Source organism: Paenibacillus jilunlii, from assembly GCF_900102965.1.
Classification (GTDB): domain Bacteria; phylum Bacillota; class Bacilli; order Paenibacillales; family Paenibacillaceae; genus Paenibacillus_AQ; species Paenibacillus_AQ jilunlii.
Genome location: NZ_FNGM01000010.1, coordinates 227,767 through 247,235 on the forward strand (window position 1 = coordinate 227,767; position 19,469 = coordinate 247,235).

Consider the following 19,469-nt stretch of genomic DNA (forward strand, 5'->3'; position numbering starts at 1 on the left):
TTAGAAGGGCACTGCTGATAGATTTGTGTTACAATGACTGAGGAACAGATTACAACTTTGTAACATTTGATTCAGCAACTCTTGGCAGCCCACATTACAACAAGAATAAGGAGATGGCAGAATGAAGAGCAAGACTTTAAGAGCAGTGTTAGGAGGAAGTGTAGCAGCTGTTATGGCGCTTAGCATTTCTCTTCCATTACAGGCAAATGCAGCATCTGAAACTCAGACAGTAACTATAAAGACAAGCAACTTTGCGCAATTTATGGAATTTTTGCAACAATACAGAAACAACGGATTTTCGTATGACGGTTCCACTGTTACCATTACCAAGCTTCAGCCAGTTGTCGCTGCCAAACCGGCAGCTGCTGTGCCCACAGCAACAGCCAAGCCGGTGGCGACACCAGCGCCAACCGCTAAGCCAGTGGCAACACCAGCACCAACAGCCAAACCTGCAGCGCCAGTGGCGACAGCTAAGCCTGCAGCTCCGGCAGTATCGGATGCCACGGGAACCGCAGCCTTCACCCAGCAGATTGTAACCCTGGTCAACAAGGAACGCGCTGCAGCCGGACTTTCGCCTGTGTCCGCATTGGCCAGCCTGAACAAAGTTGCAGCAGCCAAAGCCACAGACATGCGTACGAATAATTATTTCTCCCATACCTCCCCTACGTATGGATCGCCTTTTGACATGATGTCTGCATTTGGAGTTACTTACCAGTATGCCGGCGAGAACATCGCCATGGGGCAGCGGACACCGCAGGAGGTTATGACTGCCTGGATGAACAGCGCAGGACACCGCGCCAACATCTTAAGTGCGAATTTCAATTATATCGGTGTCGGTTTTGATAACAATTATTGGGTTCAGGAATTCATCGGCAAGTAAAAATATTAGAGGCAAGCAGAAACGGTTCTCCGCTATCGTCAGGGAGCAACCATTGCTGCTTCAGCGATGAACCGTTCTCCGGCACAGCCGGGGAGCGGTTTTTTGTCCAAATATAAGAATTTTATGTGTTCCACGCCAATTGTCATCAGAGTATTTGCAAATTGCACATAGAAGAATTATGTTTATCTACATAGTTAAGAAATTGATGTAAAATGTGGAACAATGCAGAATAGAACGGCATACGGGGGGATAGCTTTTGAACGATTCCAAATGGACCTGGCGGGCAGTCAGCCTGATTTCCATCGCGGCTACAATTCTTTTGCTGGGCGGGTTTGTTTATGCAGTGAAGGATATCTTGTATCCCAGAGGGGAGGCCTTGCTGACCACTTTACCGCAGGAAACAGCAGCTCCGGCTGCTGAAGCTGACGGTGTAATCAAAATAGTGGCATTAGGGGACTCTCTCGCTAAAGGAACGGGGGATAACGAGGGAAGCGGTTTCGTAAAGCGCACAATAGATGACTTAACAGCAAAAGGCAGCAAAGCGAATCTGATCGGCAACCTGGGGATCAACGGCATGACGACAGCAGGACTGCAGAGCAGGCTCCAGCAGGAAGGCGTGAAATATGCGCTGCGCCAGTCCAACGTGATCCTGGTCTCGATCGGCGGGAATGATCTGTTCAGGGGCTCCGACCTTCTGGGGAGCAGCAGTAAAGGCCAGCAAATAGCGGCACCGGAAACGGAAAGTACTGACAGTGGAAGCACAGGTGCCAATACAGGCTCCGGATTAAGTGCTGGCGGGGGGATGACTGGCGGCGCTGAAGGTGTGGAAGGTGCGGAAGGTGCTGAAGATGTAACTCCCGAATCTCTGCTGGCAGCTCTGCCGGAAGCGGCTAAACGGCTGAATACGATACTGGAACGCATTGCAGAGATTAATCCTGAAGCACAGATCTTTTATATGGGGCTCTATAACCCCTTCGGAGATATTCCCGAGCTGCTTGTACCGGGCAATCAGGCGGTCACCGCCTGGAATAATGCGGCGATGGATATTATTAATAAGCACAGCAATATGACGCTTGTCCCAACCTTTGATTTGTTCAACCGCCATCTGGACAAGTATTTATCGAGCGACCATTTTCATCCGAACGGCGATGGATACCAGCGGATGAGCGAGCGGATTGTACAGGCAGTGCAGTAAACCGCATGAACAGTGAAATGGACATTGAGAACAGGGGGCTGTGAGAAAGATGGCAAAAGATCAAAGCGGCGGCTCCGGAACGGTAGTGCTGTCTGTCGAGGGCGTGCGCAAAAAGATAGGCCGTAAATGGATTATTGACGATGTAACTTTTGATGTGCGGGAAGGCGAAGTTTTTGGGTTTCTCGGCCCGAATGGAGCCGGAAAAACAACGACAATCCGCATGCTTGTGGATTTGATCCGTCCGAGTGAGGGGAAAATTACCGTATGCGGCTATAATGTGAACCGGCAGCCTGAAAAAGCGCTGCAATATGTCGGCTCCATTGTGGAGAACCCGGAGGTATACACTTACCTTACCGGGTGGGAGAACCTGCAGCATTTTGCCCGGATGCAGCCGGGAGTGGACAAGGCCCGCATTGACGAGGTCGTGGACATTGTCCGGCTGGATCACCGTATTCACGATAAGGTAAGCACGTATTCGCTCGGCATGCGCCAGCGTCTGGGCATTGCCCAAGCCCTGCTCGGACGGCCCCGGCTGCTTATTCTGGATGAACCGACCAACGGGCTTGACCCCAAAGGAATCAAGGAACTGCGGGAATTCATCCGCCAGCTTGCTGCTGAAGGGCTTGCCGTTTTTGTCTCCAGCCATCTGCTGAGCGAAATTCAGCTGCTGTGTGACCGGGTGGCAATCATCAGCAAAGGACGGGTACTGGCTGTAGGCGGAGTAGAGGATCTGGTCGCCCGCAATTCTCCTTATGTACTCTGGGAACTGGAACCGCTAAGCAGAGCAAAAAAGATCCTGGGCAGCCGCCCGGATATTTCACTGATGGAGCTGGATGAGGTGACGCTGGACGATTCCATTATTGCCGGAATGGGGGCGAATTCACTGGTTACGGTGATGGAGGAGGACTTGATCCCAGAAATTGTAGCTGTACTGGTTACAGCTGAAGTGGAAGTAAGAGCCGTGCATAAAATCAATCCCACACTGGAACAGCTATTCTTGAAGCTAACGGAAGGTGAAACTATTGACTAGCCTGATACCGCTCATCCGCAATGAGTGCCTGAAGATTATAAAAAAGAAGCGATTCTACATCATTTTGCTCATTCTGGTTGTTCTCGTACCTATGTTCACCTATGCACAGATGCGGATTGCCGACCGCAACAAGGATAAGTTCAATTCGGACTGGAGGCTGGAGATCCAGCAGCAGATTACGGACAACCAGAATTCGCTGGGCAGCGACCGGATTCCTGAGGAATGGAAGTCATACCGCAAAATATTTGTCCAGCAGCTGCAGTACTATCTGGATCATGATGTGAACCCCAATGAGCCCAGCGGGGTAACCTTCACCCGGGAGTTTCTGGACAATTCGGTATCCTTGTTCATTCCGCTGCTGATTATGGCTGTAGCCTCTGATCTGGTCTCTGGCGAGCGGACGACCGGGACCATCAAAATGCTATTGACCCGCCCGGTAAAACGCTGGAAGGTGCTGTTCAGCAAAATGGCGGCGCTATTGATGTTTGTCTCGCTCATTGTGCTCGCGGCCTTTGTGATCAGCTACCTTATTTCGGGTCTTGCTTTTGGCTATAAGGGATTTAACGTGCCTGTATTTACCGGTTTTCAGCTGAACGGGGACACGGTGGACATGTCTGCCGTGCATGCGGTACCGCAGTGGAAATATCTGCTGATGCAAGGCGGCTTGATTTGGTTCGTGAGCGTAGTGGTTGCACTCCTGGCCTTTATGGTGTCCGTGCTTGTCCGCAGCACAGCCGCAAGCATTGTGGTCATGATGGCGGCGTTGATTGCCGGCACCATTCTGACCAATATGGCTTCTGCGTGGACGACGGCCAAATATTTATTTATGGTCAACCTGGGTCTGACCGGGTATTTGTCCGGATCGCCCGCCCCCATTGAGGGGATGACACTGTCTTTTTCCATGGGTGTACTGGCCGTTTGGGGGATTCTTTCGGTGATCATTTCATTCGCCGTCTTTACGAAACGGGATATTTTGAATTAGAATGTACAAAGTGAACCAAAACGTTTGTTTGCATTTCGCAGATAGAGAAAGAAGGAGGAGCATGAATGCTCGAACAGATCGATATGTTTGCAAAAGTCTCCAAGAACGGCGGCACTGCCGGGACTGGATACGATGCTGACGACATTCAGGTGCTCGAAGGTCTGGTTGCAGTACGCAAACGGCCCGGCATGTATATCGGCAGTACGAGTTCTTCGGGACTGCACCATCTGGTATGGGAAATCGTAGATAACGCCGTAGATGAGCATTTGGCTAAATTTTGCTCGAAGATTGATATTACACTCCGCAAGGATGGCTCAGTGACCGTGCTCGACAACGGACGCGGAATTCCAACCGGAATGCACAAGACCGGAGTGCCTACACCGCAGGTGGTATTTACGATTCTCCACGCAGGCGGCAAATTCGGAGGCTCCGGCTACAAGAAATCAGGCGGTCTGCACGGCGTAGGGGCTTCGGTCACGAACGCCTTGTCCGAGTGGCTGGAAGTTGAAATATACCGGGACGGTAAAATCCACCGGCAGCGCTTTGAATATTGGGTAGACAAAAGCGGCAAGGAGCATGTCGGTGAGCCCGTAACGGGACTTGAAATTCTGGGGAATACGAACAAGACCGGATCGAAGATTACGTTCAAGCCGGATATTCGTGTCTTTCCAAACGGCATTGCCCTGAATTATGATACACTGGCAGAACGGGTGCAGGAAATTGCATTTCTGAACTCCGGGCTGCGCATTATTCTAACGGATGAACGCAGCGGCCGCCAGGATGAATACTATTACGAAGGCGGGGCCAGCCAGTTCGTGCAGTTCCTTAATGAGGGCAAGGACGTGCTGCATGATGTGGTACATTTCAGCTCAGAGAAGGATGATATTGAAGTTGAGGTTGCCCTGCAGTACAATGCCGGATATACAGAAACGCTGGCCTCCTTCGTGAACTCGATTCCGACCCGCAGCGGCGGCACACATGAGACGGGCTTCAAGACTGCCTATACCCGTGTGCTGAATGAATATGCCCGCCGGACCCAACTGCTCAAGGAGAAGGACAAGAATCTGGAGGGCAATGATCTTCGCGAAGGCATGATGGCGGTAATCAGCGTCAAGATGGCCGAAGTGGAATTCGTCGGACAGACCAAGGATCAGCTGGGCAGCGCCTCTGCGCGCAGTGCCGTGGATTATATCGTATCCGAGAATATGGCCCGTTTCCTGGAAGAAAATCCGCAGGTGGCACAGAGCCTGCTTAAGAAGTCGATTCAGGCCTCTAAGGCCCGTGAAGCGGCGCGCAAGGCCCGCGATGAAATCCGCAGCGGCAAAAAACGCAGTGAAAGCTCGAACCTTGGCGGCAAGCTGTCGCCTGCACAGTCCAAGGATGTGACACGCACAGAGCTCTTCATTGTCGAAGGCGATTCTGCCGGAGGCTCAGCCAAGCAGGGCCGGGATTCCAAGATTCAGGCTATCCTGCCGCTGAAGGGCAAGCCGATGAATTCGGAGAAGGCCAAGCTGCTGGATGTGCTTAAGAACGACGAATTCAAGGCGATTATTGCCACCATTGGTGCGGGGATCGGACCGGATTTTGCCGTAGAAGACAGCAATTATTCCAAGATCATCATCATGACCGATGCCGATACGGACGGTGCACATATCCAGGTGCTGCTGCTGACCTTTTTCTACCGTTATATGAAGCCGCTGATCGATGCCGGCAAGGTCTACATCGCCCAGCCTCCGCTCTATAAGCTGACGCGCAAATCGGGCAAGCTGGAGACGGTCCGCTACGCCTGGAGCGATGAGGAGCTGGCGAACTACCTGAAGGAATTCGGGAAGAATTTTGAGCTGCAGCGTTACAAGGGACTGGGTGAAATGAATCCGGAACAGCTATGGGAGACTACGATGAATCCGGAATCGCGCAATCTGCTGCAGGTGCAGATCGAGGACGCTGCCAAGGCCGAACGCCGTGTATCCACGCTGATGGGCGACAAGGTTGACCCGCGCAAACGCTGGATTGTCGAGAATGTTGACTTTACGGAGATTGAGGAGTAATAAGCTTAGGCGGATCGGATACGGAGTGACTTCCGTGATTCACCCTTGCCGCTGGTTCAGCGGCAGGATTTCTTGAATTACTTCGCCTATAGCGCAAGCATAGGTTGTAAAAAGCGGCAAGTGACGATTACTTCTGCTGTTTTTAATTTTTTGGTGATCCTTCTATGCGAAGCAAGAGGATTATTCTCTGGATTTGCCTTCAGGCCCTGCAGAATAAAGCGAAGCTTATTGGGTGGAAAGTAACGGAGGGGAAGTTTGGAACTGGAGGAGCGGAAGCGTCCGCCTTTGTCTGCGGATTTCCACCGTGAACAGCGGTATAAATCAAGAAATCTGCAGACAACAGCGGCCGGAAGTCCAAACATTCCCCGCAGTTACGGCTAAACACCAATCAGCACAATATTGTTCTTATGATCCAAAGGCAATCTATCTGAGTATAATAATCCGGCAGCGTAGCGGCCAAGTATCACCAATATTTAAAAACGTGGACAGATTGAGGAACAGAAGGTGAGCGAATGAGCAGTTTATCAGAACAGTTTTTGCCGGCTTTTCTGGAAGAGGTCGTCGGTGACCGCTTTGGCCGGTATTCCAAATATATTATTCAGGACCGGGCGATTCCGGATGTCCGCGACGGGCTGAAGCCCGTGCAGCGCCGGATTCTGTATGCGATGTACGATTCGGGCAACACCCCGGACAAGCCATACCGCAAATCTGCCAAGACGGTTGGGGATGTGATGGGGAACTATCATCCGCATGGAGACTCTTCCATCTACGAAGGCATGGTGCGGATGGCACAACCCTGGAAGATGGGCCACGTGCTTATAGACGGCCACGGGAACTGGGGTTCCATGGATGATGACCCGGCAGCAGCGATGCGTTACACGGAAGCGCGGCTGTCCCCGATCGCGATGGAGATGATGCGTGATATCGAGAAGCGCACCGTACTGTTCAAGGATAACTTTGACAATACGGCCAAAGAGCCGGTGGTGGTTCCTTCACGGTACCCGAATCTGCTGGTCAACGGGACCAGCGGTATTTCTGCCGGGTTCGCGACGGAAATTCCTCCGCATAATCTGCGTGAGGTTATTGACGCATGTATTGCCGTCATGCAGAAGCCGGATATTGCGCTGGAGGACATCATGACCTTTATCAAAGGTCCGGATTTTCCGACAGGCGGAACTATTATGGGCGGCGAGGGCATCATGGATGCTTACCGCACCGGCAAAGGGCGCATCTACTTGCGCTCCAAAACGGAAATCGAAAATCTCCGCGGCGGGAAGCAGCAGATTGTGATTACCGAGGTGCCGTTTCAGATCGTCAAATCCCGGCTGGTCACCTCCATGGAAAATATCCGACTGGAGAAAAAGATCGAAGGTATCGCTGAAGTCCGCGACGAGAGCGGACGTGATGGCCTGCGGATCGTAGTCGAGCTTAAGAAAGAGGCGGATGCCCAGGGCATCCTGGCTTACCTGCTCAAAAAAACCGACCTGCAGGTTACTTATAATTTCAACATGGTGGCAATCGTCAACAAGTCTCCGCAGCAGCTTGGCCTTAAGGCCATCCTCGAGGCTTACATAGCCCACCAACGCGAGGTGGTAACCCACCGCACCCGGTTCGATCTGGAAAAAGCGGAGGACCGCGCCCATGTCCTGGAAGGGCTGGTCAAAGCGCTGAACATTCTGGATGAGGTCATCGCCGCCATCAAAGCTTCGAAGAACCGCCAGGATGCCCAGAATAATCTGGTCTGGATGTTCGGCTTCAGTGAACGCCAGGCGGATTCGATCCTCACCTTGCAGCTGTACAGATTAACCAATCTGGAGATCCATTCGCTCCAGAAGGAGCTGGACGAAATGAATGCCCGCATAGCCGTGCTGCAGGGAATTCTGGACAGCGACAAGAAATTGATCGCCGTGATCAGGAAAGAGCTGATTGAAATCCGGGACAAGTACGGTATCGACCGCCGCTCGCTCATCCAGGGCGAAGTGGAGGAGCTTAAAGTCAGCCTCGAAGTGCTTGTCAACGCCGAGGATGTTCTCGTAGCTCTTTCAGCGGACGGATACATCAAACGGACCGGCATGCTGTCCTTTACCCGGTCAGGCGGTGAACGCCATGCCTCGGGTGTGAAGGAAGGCGACCATATCATCAGGCTGATGGACCTGAATACCCGGGACAGCCTGCTGGTGTTCACCCGCAAAGGCCAATATTTCCTGCTTCCGGTCCATCAGATACCGGAATTTAAATGGAAAGAGCCGGGTACGGCGATCGTCAACGTGATTGGCCTCGCCAAGGGGGACGGGATTGCCAGTATTCTGCCGGTGGGCAATATGGATGATCCTGGAGCCAGCCTGGTCTTTGTCACGCGCAAGGGTCAGGTGAAGCGTACAGAGCTCAAGGAATACTCTACCAGCCGCTCAGGGGCCGTTGCAGCCTGCAAGGTGGCTGAGGGGGATGAGGTCATTACAGTGGCGCTGAGCAGCGGTGACAAGGAGATTGTGCTGGTGACCCGTGAAGGCATGAGCATCCGTTTCCGTGAGAATGAAGTGAACCCTATGGGCCGTGTTGCCAGCGGGGTGAGAGGAATACAATTGCGTGAAGGAGACGAGGTGGTCTCCTGCTTCTGGGTCAATGAAGATGAAGGCGAAATTCTGGCTGTAACTGAAATTGGCTATGCCAAACGCACACTCCTTCTGGACTATCCTGCACAGAGCCGGGGCGGCAAAGGTATGCCAACCTTCGAATTCAAGGAAGGCAAACGTGTACGTCCGAACGGCAGCAGAATTTCCGGTGCCTTCTATTGCCGGGAGCCGCTGGAACTGGTGGCCATTACCCGCGAAGGGGCAACGCAGACCTTCTCCTCGGAATCAGCGCCGCTCGGCGAACGCCGTTCGATAGGCAAGCAGCTGGTGGCCGTAGAGAAAAAGGACGAGATTGTCAGCCTGTTCCCTGCGATCAAATAACCTGTGATTCGTAATTCCAGCAATGGCTGAAGAAATGAACGGTGTCCGGCACCTCCTTGCGGAGAAGACGGACACCGTTTTAAGATATGCCTGCAGTACCAGAATCATAGTTCGAAGGATTCATTTCTAGTTGGCAGCGGGCTAATTATTTTTTTTCTTTTGCAGGAAATGGAAGTTTTCTCGCGAAAATGTAGTTATAGCGGCCCGACAAGATACCATCCTTATTGATCTAGAAAGGAAGGAATAAGTGTGCACTCTACTGAATTCAGTAAGATCTGGCATAAATTATTGAAGGATTATAAGTTACATATGGACAGCAACCTTGCCCCTACACTTACAGATGCCCAACTCACCGTACTGGAATTACTGCAGGAACGTGACGCGATGAAGCCTTCCGATCTGGCTCCGCATCTGGCGACCAGCCCGGCGGCGGTAACGATGCTGCTGGACCGGATGGAGAAGCATGGTCTGATTGTCCGGGAGCGTGATGCAGCCGACCGGCGGATTGTATGGGTAAGTATTACAGAGACGGGCAAGCGGGAGACTGAGCGCGGGCTTCAGATCCGCAGTGATTTTTTTGCAGAGGCTCTGGACCCGATTTCCTCCCATAACCAGCAGCTCCTGCTCTATCTGATGGGCAAAATGGTTGTCGCTCCAACACCCGAGGGCTCAACCCCCTAAGATAGGGTCAAGCACTACAAAAAAGTTGATAAATTGAAAGCTGCATGGCATTTGAACAGAACAGACTATACACAAAAGCAGGCCTCCGTTAAAGGATGGCCTGCTTTTGTGTATGCTGTGACCACAGGCTCCATGGATGAGTCTGCGGGGGCAGAGAGATCAGTTCAATTTCCTCTTTGGTCACGGGATGCGGAAAGCCGACAACTGCCGACCACAGGGCAATCTGCTGGCCCGGCTTATTGACAGCGGCTCCGTATTTCTGGTCACCATACAGGGGGCACCGGATGCCGCTAAGCTGCACCCGGATCTGGTGGGAACGTCCGGTTAGCAGGTCAATCTTCAGCAGACTGTAACCTTCGGCGCTGCCGATCACTGTATAATCCAGAATGGCCTCCTTGCCGCCGGGTGTGCCTTTGCGGACAATCGTCACCGTGTTGGTCTTGGCATCCTTCAGGAGCGTGTGGACCAGACGGCCCTGCGCGGCCGGAGGTTTGCCATGAACCACAGTCAAATATACTTTGTGGAAGCTATGGGAGCGGACGCTCTCGGACAGCCGGGAAGCGGCTTTGGAGGTCTTGGCAAAAATCATCGCCCCGCCAACCGGCCGGTCCAGCCGATGGACCAGACCCATATATACGTTGCCCGGTTTATTAAAGCGTTCCTTCACATCTTCCTTCAGCAGGCTGAGCAGATCGGGATCTCCTGTAGCATCCTCCTGCACCGGAATATTCACGGGCTTCACAATTCCGAGCAGATGGTTATCTTCGTACAGGATATCGAACCGGGAGCTTCCGCTGCCCGAATCCCCGGCTGCACCGGGCATCATTCCTGACATGGCTTACGCCTCCCAGCGGCCCAGAATTCCGCAAGGCAGATTCATCCCGGAGGCGGTAATCGGCAGGCCAATTTCACCGGAGGTCAGCTTGCCGCCATAACGCTTGCCCATCGTCATCGAGAGCATATTGCGGAGTACCGTTGGCGAAATGCCGGTGGTGTAGGAGTTGATTAGCAAGAACAGCGGCCGGTCGCTCATAATTTCCAGGCAGCTCTCCAGGAACGGATACAGGCTCGCTTCCAATTTCCACATTTCACCGCCGGGTCCTCTGCCATAGGAAGGCGGGTCCATGATGATTGCATCGTACTTGCTGCCGCGGCGCTGCTCACGCTGTACGAATTTGAAGACATCGTCGGTAATGAAGCGGACCGGACGTTCAGCCAGACCGGACAGCTGCACATTTTCCTTCGCCCATTGGACCATGCCTTTGGCGGCATCTACATGCACAACGGAAGCTCCTGCGCTGGCTGCCGCGACGGTAGCGCCGCCGGTGTAAGCAAAAAGATTGAGTACGGAAATCGGACGGCCCGCTTCAGCGATCTTGTCCATCATCCAGCGCCAGTTGGCCGCCTGCTCGGGGAATAGGCCGGTATGCTTGAAGTTGGTCGGGCGCAGATGGAACTTCAGCTTGCCATAGCTGATTTTCCAGTCGTCCGGAATGGTTTTCTTCATTTCCCATTGTCCGCCTCCGGCAGAGCTGCGGTGGTAGTGTCCATGGACATCGCGCCATTTTGCCGTTTCATTGGCCAGCGGCCAGATGATTTGCGGGTCCGGACGGCGGAGAATAATGTCTCCCCAGCGTTCCAGCTTTTCTCCGCCTCCGGTATCGATGACTTCGTAATCCTTCCAGTCACTTGCTATATACATCTTTTATCCATCCTTCAAAAAGTCATTTAGCCTTTATTGTACAACATTTAACCTTGCGGCTACAAACAAAATGGTTGCAAAGCTGCGACTATTCTTATTTTGCCCCATAACCCCGGAGTGTATAATATTTCCACCCTAAACGGGGAAGCAAAGAGAGTTAGCCATTGTATTTCTGGCGCTTCCGGCAGTGATTGTGTATGATCGGATTATATCTGAAATGGAGGCGGAAGGTGATGTTTGACCTCTCAGAGCTGTATTATCCGATTACCGCCAACCCGGCGGGGGCCAATGAGTTTCTGCCTTGCAAGGCTTTGCGGCCATATATCCGCTGCTTCTGGGGCAGTGCGGCTCTGCAGAAGACAGGTGCATCCGGACCCAAGGCGCCACGAGTCGATCCAGCCTCCCTGACTCAGGGGCCGGAAGTGATTATACCGGATACGTGTATGGATATTATATGGGAATGGGATGCGGCTACAGGTGAAGCCGGAGGGACGTTTTGCGGTATCAATGATGCCCCGTTTGAAACGGGACAAGCGGAGCAGCCCGCAGGCAAACTGTATTTTGCCATCCGGTTTCATTTCTGGGCTGTGCATTTGTTTGCGGATGAGCATCTCAGGGATGTGCTGAATGTACATGTTCCGGTGGAGCAATATTTCGGCTTTTTCCACAGCGAATTGGGCCAGAGGCTCCAAGCTTCCCGCACATTCGCAGAATGCATCGCAGCGGCAGAAAATTACCTGCTGAGGCGTATGGACCGGAGGACCGGAAGAGGTTCTGACAGCTTGATGAATGCAGTCTACAGTATTCTTAAGCATAGAGGTGTGGTTAACGCCAGAGAGCTTGAGAGCAGTGGAGGGGTGAGCAGCCGGCAGCTGGAGAGACTTTTCCGCGAATATATCGGCCTTACGCCCAAAAAGACTGCCGATCTGGTACGGTTTCAAAATGTATGGCTGGACTTGTATCTGTCGCCCCCGCCCCAAATGGCAATGTTGGATATAGTTTACGATTACCGTTACACCCATCAGTCGCATATGATCAACAGCTTCAAGAAATTCGCCGGGAAAACACCCCTGGAGGCTTTGGCCTATGCGCGGAGGTAGATGTCGTTTTTTTGCAATACAATAATTCCATAAGCAAGTACACTATATTCAGCGGGCCAATGTGCAGCTAAGAAAATAATCATGAAGGAGAGCGAACAGATGATTTCTTCATTCGAAGGTATTAACCTGTATACTAAGGATACGGCTGCTTTGGCAAAATTTTATGCGGAGCTGCTTGGGGTTCCGGTTCCGTTTGAGGGATTTGGCAATTATGACGGGGCGAAGATCGGTTTTGACAAGGGACAGCCGGGGCTGATTATCTGGGATGAGAACAAATGGGGCAAGCACACTACAGGTGTTGTCAATCTTGTGTTCTCCTGCAGCAGCCTGGATGAGACTTATGAGCAGCTGAAGGCGAGAGGGCTGGACTGCCAGCCGCCGGCCACCATGGAGTATGGGGGCAAGGAAATGAATTTCCGTGATCCGGACGGCAATGGAATTACACTGCTGGAAGGCGCATATTGTTGAACCCATAACCACGCCAGCAAATGATCACACTGAGGCGGTGAACGCAAGCTCTATCCGGTTGGTGAACCGGGAGACTGTGTTTACTGCTTTTTTATATTGACAATGATAATCATTATCAAATAGAATGTTGTTAGCAATACATGTCATGAATTTCTGCGCGAATTTCGGCTTACATTTTGGCGTGCATTTTGGAGGTTCGGAGTATTGGATTGAATTTTCGGACATATTTAATGTCTATTTTGGGAGGGACCTATACATGGCTAAGGTGCTTGTAGCATATGCCAGCTTGACTGGCAACACGGAAGAAATCGCTGAACTGATTGTGGAGGGAATACGCCAGGCAGGCGGTGAGGCTGTGCTGAAGTCGGTCACGGACTGCAATGCGGATGAGATCAATGCTTATGAAGGTGTGCTGCTCGGTGCATATACCTGGGGGGATGGCGAGCTCCCGGATGAATTCCTGGATTTCTACGAAGAGATGGATGAGCTGGATCTGACAGCCTGCAAGGCAGCAGCCTTCGGCAGCGGAGATACCGGGTACGAAATATACTGCGGGGCCGTGAATCAGATCGAAGAGAAGCTGCGGGAGCGCGGGGCGGAGATTGTCCAGGAAAGTCTGAAGATTGAATACGGGCCTAATGCTGCAGAAAAAGAAGCCTGCCGCAGCTTCGGCCGCCAATTTATCGAAACCTGCGCGGCGGTATCTTAAGAATGGGCGGCGCTGCGGGGAGCAGGACAGCGGGGAGAGGCGAAGCACCGGCTGTACAATACAGCCGGTTGAATGATTTTCGCGTGGAGCATTTGATGCTGGGCGGAGCGGAGGCTTCAGGTAGCGGGATGCCGGCCACCGGGCTTCCGCGCTGGAGGCAGCAGGTGCAGTATGCGGTAGGGCATACGCTGAATGATTTCTATAGTCTCCAGCCGGAGGTGCGGAGGGAGACGCCAATCCAGTTCCTGCTGGAGCGGCGCTGGCCTCCCAAAGGGGACGCTTTTCCCTCGCTGATGCACTATTGGGAGATCAAGACGGCAGTCACCGATGAGCTGATGCGAAGAGCCAGTGTCAATCACCTGCAGGAGATCCCGGTGCTGCTTTATGAGCAGTGGCATGTGCCGGTGCCGGAGCTGGACATAGAGCTGGCGATGATTTTTCAGCTGGCCTGGAATTCTGCAGTCCCCGGCCGCTGCCTCAGCATTCAGAAATTTATGGTGAGCGGAAATGACGAGGTTATCACCGGCTTCCTGCATATGGCGAATGTATTTTGCCACCGGGCCTATGGAATGCCAGCGGAAAAGATAGAAATTTATTCTCTGCTGGACGGGCGCCAGCATATTTTTGATGGAGCGGGAATTCCGCTCCCGGAGTCCCTTGATTATGTGCGGCTGCTGTCCGTGTTCCTGAAGCAGGAAGAGTCGGCCGCACGAATGCTGAAATATGGAGAACGCAGGAGTGAGCAGGATGAGCTGGTTCAACGGGGTTATGGCCTGATGTAAGTGGTGGCTCTGCGGTGCTGCTTGAGCTTGTTTAGCGGTGGGATGCGAAATGTAAGTGGCAGCTTCTTCGGCGCAGCTTGAGCTTGCCAGCGGACTGCCGAGGCGCTATGGTTAGAGCAGGGGGTGTTCGTAGCCATGCCGGAACCGATCAAAACATATAATACCGCTGTGGAAGCCACACTCGAGGTGATTGGCGGCAAGTGGAAGCCGGTGATCCTGTTCTTTCTTACCTTCGGTAAAAAGCGCAACGGAGAATTTATAAGCCTGATGCCCGTCATCACCCAGAAGGTGCTTACACAGCAGCTCCGGGAGCTGGAGGAGGATGGGGTCATCAAACGGACCGTATACAACGTGGTTCCGCCCAGAGTCGAGTATGAGCTGACCGATTACGGCTGGAGCCTGAAAGAAATCCTGCATCTGATGTGCAGGTGGGGCGATGCCCATATTGAGCGGGTCTATGGGGATCAAGCCGCCGTGCTGGCCCAGCCGCAAACGAAAGCATAAAGAAGCCTGGCCCTATGGAAGGGGCAGGCTTTTCCCGTTGTAAAGGCGGTTGCAGGGAGTTGCAGGGAGTTGCGAGGAGTTACAGGGAGTTAAAGGGAAGTGAGTGGAATTAGTGGGAAATGGTGGACTTCATCGAAGCGAATTTACTTGTACAGGTGCTGAAGGGTCGGATTAAGTCATCCTTAGCTCTTAGGCCCGTTACTGGGAAAAAGGATCACTAATCGAACTCAATCTGGCTTATGGAAGTTCCTATGTGGGAAAAAGTATCACTAATTCGGCTGAAAGCGGACGTATGGGATGAATATGTATGAATTAAGTGTACAAATTCCAACATAAACCTTCTGCAGCCAGGATTTCAGCTAATTAGTTTTACTTTTTCCACCTAGGCGAGCCGGACAGCCCGGAAACAACGGCAGAAACGCCGTTGTTGGAGCCCCGCGGGCCGGCCTGTTCGGAAACAACGGCAGAAACGCCGTTGTTGGAGCCCCGCGGGCCGGCCTGTTCGGAAACAACGGCAGAAATGCCGTTGTTGGAGCCCCGCGGGCTGGCCTACCCGGAAACAACGGCAGAAACGCCGTTGTTGGAGCCCCGCAGGGCGGCCTACCCGGAAACAACGGCAGAAACGCCGTTGTTGACCCGCCGAACACCGGGTGAGGTTCGAGATACGCGTGACCGCTATCCCGCTCCCAACCGGACATTGATAAGGACTGATGTTGCTGGTTAAGGGATCATTTTCCGGCTGCGGAGGTCTGTAAATATGTTCATAAACATCGCTTCGGTATCGATGAACTCATGGAAGCCGAACCGCCGCGCCTTGCTCCCGTCCGCAAAAAAGTCATAATCCCAGGAAAACACAAAATCTCCGAAACCCCATGAGGACACATCGCGGTAGCTGTTCGGCTCCAGGCCATATTTCTCCACCATCCCGTTCCACAGCGGCTCTTTGTCCTCCATGACTACTGACAGGGACATAGGCAGCGGAGGCGCTGTCTCCAGTCCAAAGAATGCGGCAAGCTTCGGCCAGAGCTCGTCCCAGCGGAATAGGTCGCCATTCGTAATGTTGAATGCCTGATTGGCGCAGCGGCTGTCGGTTGCTGCCCAGACGGTTGCCTGTGCCAGCAGGCCTGCATCTGTCATTTCCAGCAGACTATGGTAGGCACCGGGCTTTCCGGGGAACCGGAGCGGAAGTCCGAGCTCCTTCGATATAGAGGCATAAACGGCAATGACCATGGCCAGATTCATCGGGTTGCCGAGCGCAAAGCCGCAGACCACTGACGGCCGCAGTGCAGACCAGGTCCAGTTTTTGCCGATCTGGCGCTGCTCCAGGAAGTTTTGCTGATCGATATTGAACTCCGGCGGCATGTGATTGGCATCCGTCTCCCGGGCAGGAGTCTTGAAGGGACCCAGATGGGCACCATACACCTTATAGCCCTGCATCAGGCTGATATGCTGCAGATGGCGGGCAACGGGCTCAACAGCTTCTACGGCGTTCACAAGCATGGCCAGATTCGGAGGCACCAGCTCCGCCCAGGTGGGCCGGTCCTGATAAGCGGCATAGAAGATATGCGTTACCTCCGGCAGAGTCCCCAGCTTCAGCCGGGATTCTTCAGGGTCAAGCAAATCGGCGGCGATATAGCGGACACGGCTTGTGTTCACTCCGCCCCGGCGGGAAACTCCGATAATATCCCATTCAGGAAGCGTTGCCAGGTGCCCGATCAGATTGCGGCCGATCACACCGTTCGCTCCAATAACCAATGCGGTTTTGCGCTGTGCAGCATCATTAGGATTCATAAGCAGGTTCTCTCCTTCAACTTGGGTATGCCATCATTATGTCTGCTGGGCCAGAGCGTGAATAGTACGCACTTTGGGGTTATATAGGCACCTGAAAGTAACAATACATAGAGGGGCCTGATATTGAGTGGATTATATTGAGTGAACTTAAATCCGAGGAACTTATATAGAGTGAACTTAAGAACCTAACCCGATATCTAAGGAACCCTAATGCCCATACCAAAAAGCACCCTTCCTTAAAGCGCGGACGCCAAAAGAAAGAGTGCTGCACAGAATGTAATATTCCTTAGCCGATATAGCGGTAGTAATCCTGCTTGTTCAAAATAACAAAGCCGCAGCTTTCATACAGTCTCAGCGCATTCGGATTGTCGAATGCAACTTCCAGGTTGACGCCATTGTAATTGCGCTGTTCCCGTTCAATCGTCTGCAAAAGCGCGCTCCGGCCGATGCCCAGCCCGCGCAGCTTCTTATCCACCGTAAACCCGTAGATCCAGGTTTCGTTGTCCTCCGTCCACAGCCGCATCTTGCCGGCAGGCTGCCCGTTCATTTCGATGATGATCTGCTCCTGCTGATTCTCGTTCATCTGCTGAGTGTACATCTCGGCGGCATCCTCTTTAGACATGCCAAACCCTGAGCAGTCCAGCTCAACCAGTAGATCCGCTTCATCCTGGCGTGCAGGCCGAAGCACTATGGCACCTGCGGCTGAACTGGCTTCCGGCGAACCTTGGGGGACAGAAGACCCGTCCCATTTCATCTGATATTCCGCATGGTTGAATGCCAGCGGCAGGGTCTTCAGAAAACCTGCTGCAGAGGCCGAGCTGGCCGGAGCATTCAGCAGCAGCGTCCTGATCTGGTTGCGCTTGATGATGCTCTGCGACTGCTCCCACAGCGAGGTGAAAATCCCTCTGCGGCGGTACCCGGGCCGCACCATGCCGCAGATTTCCATTTCTCCTCCGAATCCGTATAGCCCTATAAATCCTGCCAGGACATCTTCCTCATAGGTTACCAGCCATTCCGCTCCGCCGGATTCGGGTGACAAGCGCAGCATGTCCCAATTCAGCTTCAGGCTGATGCCTTCGTATTGCTCGCAGCGCTGCTGCAGTTCCTCTATATCTTTTAACATTTCAGCTGTATTCAAACGCATAGCCTCCTAAAAGTTACTATGGTCCAATGGACCATGCTCAGCTCCTGCTGAGCACATCCCCGTATTCCTCATGCTTCTTGAACTGATGGGCAGCATAAGGGCACTGGGGCACTATCTTAACCTGCTCTGCCCGGGCTTTATCCACAACTGCCCGCACGAGCTTCTCACCGGCACCTTGGCCGCGCAGATCTTCTGAGACAAAGGTATGGTCAATAACCCAATTTCCCGTTGCTTCATCCGTTCTGTATGTAATCTCGGCAAGGTCCTTACCGTCACCAGCTATATACAATCTTCCTTCTCCCTGTTCAATCGATTCCATATTCTTCACTCCAATCTGATATAGTGACTATATTTTACTACCCTGATCTGGAAAAAGCGAGAAGGCGGGCACGCTGCTGCTTGTGAATTAGGCCCCATTTGTATAACCCTATGAGCCAAGGTGATTTTATAATAACTTGCGTATGCTCCGTGAAATACCATAAGATTAGAACACTAACGCTGTGATGAATAGAAGCTGCATCAGGGGGAATGGCCGTGGAATATGAGGTTGAGGTTCAGTTTGAGCCGGTATACGAATTAGTGAGCAGCATACATACGTTTATTTGCAAGAAATCCAATAAGAAGATGGATCTGGGCACTTCTTGGTCTGCTGATGTAGCGGGGAAGCTTAGCCCGGAGCTGTTGTCCGCTCTGGAGGAGACGGAGCTAGGCAATGACTGGAAGCTGCTGAACCTGCTGATCTATCAGTGTCCTGTGAAGGAGAGTGTAGACACTGCCCTGGAATGGCTGGAGCGCTTGCCGGTAGGAGAGATCTATGAGACGCTTGCGGAATACGTCAGCGTGTTCCCGGTACAGATGGATCAATTCCGCAGCCGCATGCACTTTCTGCTGTCCGAGTGGAACCGGCAGTATTTCAGCGGCACCAGCCCTGAGATCATCGGCAAACTGCGGCAGCATACGGACGAACAGAGGCTGGAAGCGGATAAGATGGATGTATCCGATTTTGTGAACAGGACAACGAACGGATTTTATTTCCTGCCGGGGGACGGGCTGCGCAAGCTGGTGCTGATTCCGCAGTTTCATTTTCAGCCTGCCAATATTATTTACAGCTTCGGTCCGCTGACAATTTGCCATTATGCGGCGAGAGTTTCTGTAACGGATGAAGAAATATCGCCTTCGATGTACAGGACTCTGCGCAGCCTGGGGGAAAAGAGCCGTCTGAGGATCCTTCAATCGCTTGGCGGCGGGCGCAAAACCTTTACCGAAATCGCCAGGCAGGCCGGAATCTCCAAGGGGATTGTCCATGACCATATTTTCAGCCTCCGCTGTGCAGGCCTGCTTCATGCCTACATCGAAGGGGAGAACGTTATTGCCTACAGCCTGCGTCTGGAAGGCATCCGCCGGATGAATGAGCAGCTGTTCGAATATTTGCAGTAACATCCGGCCCTCCGGCATCACAACAAGTCAAAGTATTCTCTGCTGAAGAGAAAGCTTTGGCT

18 protein-coding genes are annotated in these 19,469 nt (G+C 52.7%); 13 read left to right on the forward strand and 5 right to left on the reverse strand.

Annotated features, from left to right (window positions below):
* Positions 1–121: 121 nt before the first annotated feature.
* The 7 genes from BLQ82_RS18255 (at position 122) to BLQ82_RS18285 (ending at position 9,770) form a co-directional block, all read left to right on the forward strand.
* Complete coding sequence (locus BLQ82_RS18255) at positions 122–880, forward strand: CAP domain-containing protein (protein WP_074648362.1); 759 nt, start codon at positions 122–124, stop codon at positions 878–880.
* Positions 881–1,136: 256 nt separating this feature from the next.
* Entirely contained in the window at positions 1,137–2,075 is a 939-nt protein-coding gene (locus tag BLQ82_RS18260; RefSeq protein WP_062521100.1) for a GDSL-type esterase/lipase family protein, read from the forward strand.
* A 49-nt stretch (positions 2,076–2,124) separates the two neighbouring features.
* Positions 2,125–3,105, forward strand: a complete 981-nt coding sequence (locus BLQ82_RS18265; protein WP_062521102.1) for an ABC transporter ATP-binding protein — start codon at positions 2,125–2,127, stop codon at positions 3,103–3,105.
* Complete coding sequence (locus BLQ82_RS18270) at positions 3,098–4,087, forward strand: ABC transporter permease (RefSeq protein WP_060859703.1); 990 nt, start codon at positions 3,098–3,100, stop codon at positions 4,085–4,087. The genes BLQ82_RS18265 and BLQ82_RS18270 overlap by 8 nt, the downstream gene beginning before the upstream one ends.
* A 65-nt stretch (positions 4,088–4,152) precedes the next feature.
* Positions 4,153–6,135, forward strand: a complete 1,983-nt coding sequence (gene parE, locus BLQ82_RS18275; protein ID WP_062521104.1) for a DNA topoisomerase IV subunit B — start codon at positions 4,153–4,155, stop codon at positions 6,133–6,135.
* Between the two features lie 512 nt (positions 6,136–6,647).
* Complete coding sequence (gyrA, locus tag BLQ82_RS18280; RefSeq protein WP_062521106.1) at positions 6,648–9,089, forward strand: DNA gyrase subunit A; 2,442 nt, start codon at positions 6,648–6,650, stop codon at positions 9,087–9,089.
* Positions 9,090–9,338: 249 nt separating this feature from the next.
* Entirely contained in the window at positions 9,339–9,770 is a 432-nt protein-coding gene (locus BLQ82_RS18285; RefSeq protein ID WP_020429133.1) for a MarR family winged helix-turn-helix transcriptional regulator, read from the forward strand.
* A gap of 88 nt (positions 9,771–9,858) precedes the next feature.
* Here the strand turns inward: BLQ82_RS18285 and BLQ82_RS18290 are convergent, their stop codons facing one another.
* Together BLQ82_RS18290 and BLQ82_RS18295 are read right to left on the reverse strand one after the other, a co-directional pair.
* Complete coding sequence (locus BLQ82_RS18290) at positions 9,859–10,605, reverse strand: RluA family pseudouridine synthase (RefSeq protein WP_082722558.1); 747 nt, start codon at positions 10,603–10,605, stop codon at positions 9,859–9,861.
* A gap of 3 nt (positions 10,606–10,608) precedes the next feature.
* Positions 10,609–11,472, reverse strand: coding sequence for a class I SAM-dependent methyltransferase (locus BLQ82_RS18295; protein WP_062521107.1), 864 nt, complete (start codon positions 11,470–11,472; stop codon positions 10,609–10,611).
* A 233-nt stretch (positions 11,473–11,705) separates the two neighbouring features.
* Between BLQ82_RS18295 and BLQ82_RS18300 the strand changes: the two genes are divergently transcribed.
* From BLQ82_RS18300 to BLQ82_RS18320, 5 genes are all read left to right on the forward strand, one after another.
* On the forward strand, positions 11,706–12,572 hold the full coding sequence (locus tag BLQ82_RS18300) for a helix-turn-helix domain-containing protein (RefSeq protein ID WP_062521109.1): 867 nt from the start codon (positions 11,706–11,708) through the stop codon (positions 12,570–12,572).
* A gap of 99 nt (positions 12,573–12,671) precedes the next feature.
* Positions 12,672–13,040, forward strand: a complete 369-nt coding sequence (locus BLQ82_RS18305; RefSeq protein WP_062521111.1) for a VOC family protein — start codon at positions 12,672–12,674, stop codon at positions 13,038–13,040.
* Positions 13,041–13,296: 256 nt separating this feature from the next.
* A complete protein-coding gene (locus BLQ82_RS18310; protein WP_062521113.1) occupies positions 13,297–13,749 on the forward strand; it encodes a flavodoxin in 453 nt (150 codons plus the stop codon).
* 2 nt (positions 13,750–13,751) lie between these two features.
* Complete coding sequence (locus BLQ82_RS18315) at positions 13,752–14,531, forward strand: hypothetical protein (protein ID WP_062521115.1); 780 nt, start codon at positions 13,752–13,754, stop codon at positions 14,529–14,531.
* Between the two features lie 135 nt (positions 14,532–14,666).
* Positions 14,667–15,035 carry a winged helix-turn-helix transcriptional regulator gene (locus BLQ82_RS18320; RefSeq protein WP_062521117.1) on the forward strand — a complete coding sequence of 123 codons (369 nt, stop codon included), beginning with the start codon at positions 14,667–14,669 and terminating at the stop codon, positions 15,033–15,035.
* Between the two features lie 720 nt (positions 15,036–15,755).
* Here the strand turns inward: BLQ82_RS18320 and BLQ82_RS18330 are convergent.
* The 3 genes from BLQ82_RS18330 to BLQ82_RS18340 all read right to left on the reverse strand — a co-directional run bounded on the left by BLQ82_RS18330 (position 15,756) and on the right by BLQ82_RS18340 (position 18,289).
* Positions 15,756–16,826 (reverse strand): SDR family oxidoreductase, encoded by a 1,071-nt coding sequence (locus tag BLQ82_RS18330; RefSeq protein ID WP_074648364.1) that lies wholly within the window; start codon positions 16,824–16,826, stop codon positions 15,756–15,758.
* A 286-nt stretch (positions 16,827–17,112) separates the two neighbouring features.
* Positions 17,113–17,964, reverse strand: coding sequence for a GNAT family N-acetyltransferase (locus tag BLQ82_RS18335; RefSeq protein ID WP_062521124.1), 852 nt, complete (start codon positions 17,962–17,964; stop codon positions 17,113–17,115).
* Between the two features lie 43 nt (positions 17,965–18,007).
* Positions 18,008–18,289 (reverse strand): GNAT family N-acetyltransferase, encoded by a 282-nt coding sequence (locus BLQ82_RS18340; protein WP_062521126.1) that lies wholly within the window; start codon positions 18,287–18,289, stop codon positions 18,008–18,010.
* A gap of 209 nt (positions 18,290–18,498) precedes the next feature.
* Here BLQ82_RS18340 and BLQ82_RS18345 point away from each other — a divergent pair, with 209 nt between their 5' ends.
* Complete coding sequence (locus BLQ82_RS18345) at positions 18,499–19,407, forward strand: ArsR/SmtB family transcription factor (protein WP_244280860.1); 909 nt, start codon at positions 18,499–18,501, stop codon at positions 19,405–19,407.
* Positions 19,408–19,469: the final 62 nt, after the last annotated feature.

Coding starts and splice junctions, on each gene's coding strand:
- BLQ82_RS18255 (WP_074648362.1), top strand. CDS start 122: ATGAAGAGCAAGACTTTAAGAGCAGTGTTAGGAGGAAGTGTAGCAGCT.
- BLQ82_RS18265 (WP_062521102.1), top strand. CDS start 2,125: ATGGCAAAAGATCAAAGCGGCGGCTCCGGAACGGTAGTGCTGTCTGTC.
- parE (WP_062521104.1), top strand. CDS start 4,153: ATGCTCGAACAGATCGATATGTTTGCAAAAGTCTCCAAGAACGGCGGC.
- gyrA (WP_062521106.1), top strand. CDS start 6,648: ATGAGCAGTTTATCAGAACAGTTTTTGCCGGCTTTTCTGGAAGAGGTC.
- BLQ82_RS18290 (WP_082722558.1), bottom strand. CDS start 10,605: ATGTCAGGAATGATGCCCGGTGCAGCCGGGGATTCGGGCAGCGGAAGC.
- BLQ82_RS18295 (WP_062521107.1), bottom strand. CDS start 11,472: ATGTATATAGCAAGTGACTGGAAGGATTACGAAGTCATCGATACCGGA.
- BLQ82_RS18300 (WP_062521109.1), top strand. CDS start 11,706: ATGTTTGACCTCTCAGAGCTGTATTATCCGATTACCGCCAACCCGGCG.
- BLQ82_RS18305 (WP_062521111.1), top strand. CDS start 12,672: ATGATTTCTTCATTCGAAGGTATTAACCTGTATACTAAGGATACGGCT.
- BLQ82_RS18310 (WP_062521113.1), top strand. CDS start 13,297: ATGGCTAAGGTGCTTGTAGCATATGCCAGCTTGACTGGCAACACGGAA.
- BLQ82_RS18315 (WP_062521115.1), top strand. CDS start 13,752: ATGGGCGGCGCTGCGGGGAGCAGGACAGCGGGGAGAGGCGAAGCACCG.
- BLQ82_RS18320 (WP_062521117.1), top strand. CDS start 14,667: ATGCCGGAACCGATCAAAACATATAATACCGCTGTGGAAGCCACACTC.
- BLQ82_RS18330 (WP_074648364.1), bottom strand. CDS start 16,826: ATGAATCCTAATGATGCTGCACAGCGCAAAACCGCATTGGTTATTGGA.
- BLQ82_RS18340 (WP_062521126.1), bottom strand. CDS start 18,289: ATGGAATCGATTGAACAGGGAGAAGGAAGATTGTATATAGCTGGTGAC.
- BLQ82_RS18345 (WP_244280860.1), top strand. CDS start 18,499: ATGGCCGTGGAATATGAGGTTGAGGTTCAGTTTGAGCCGGTATACGAA.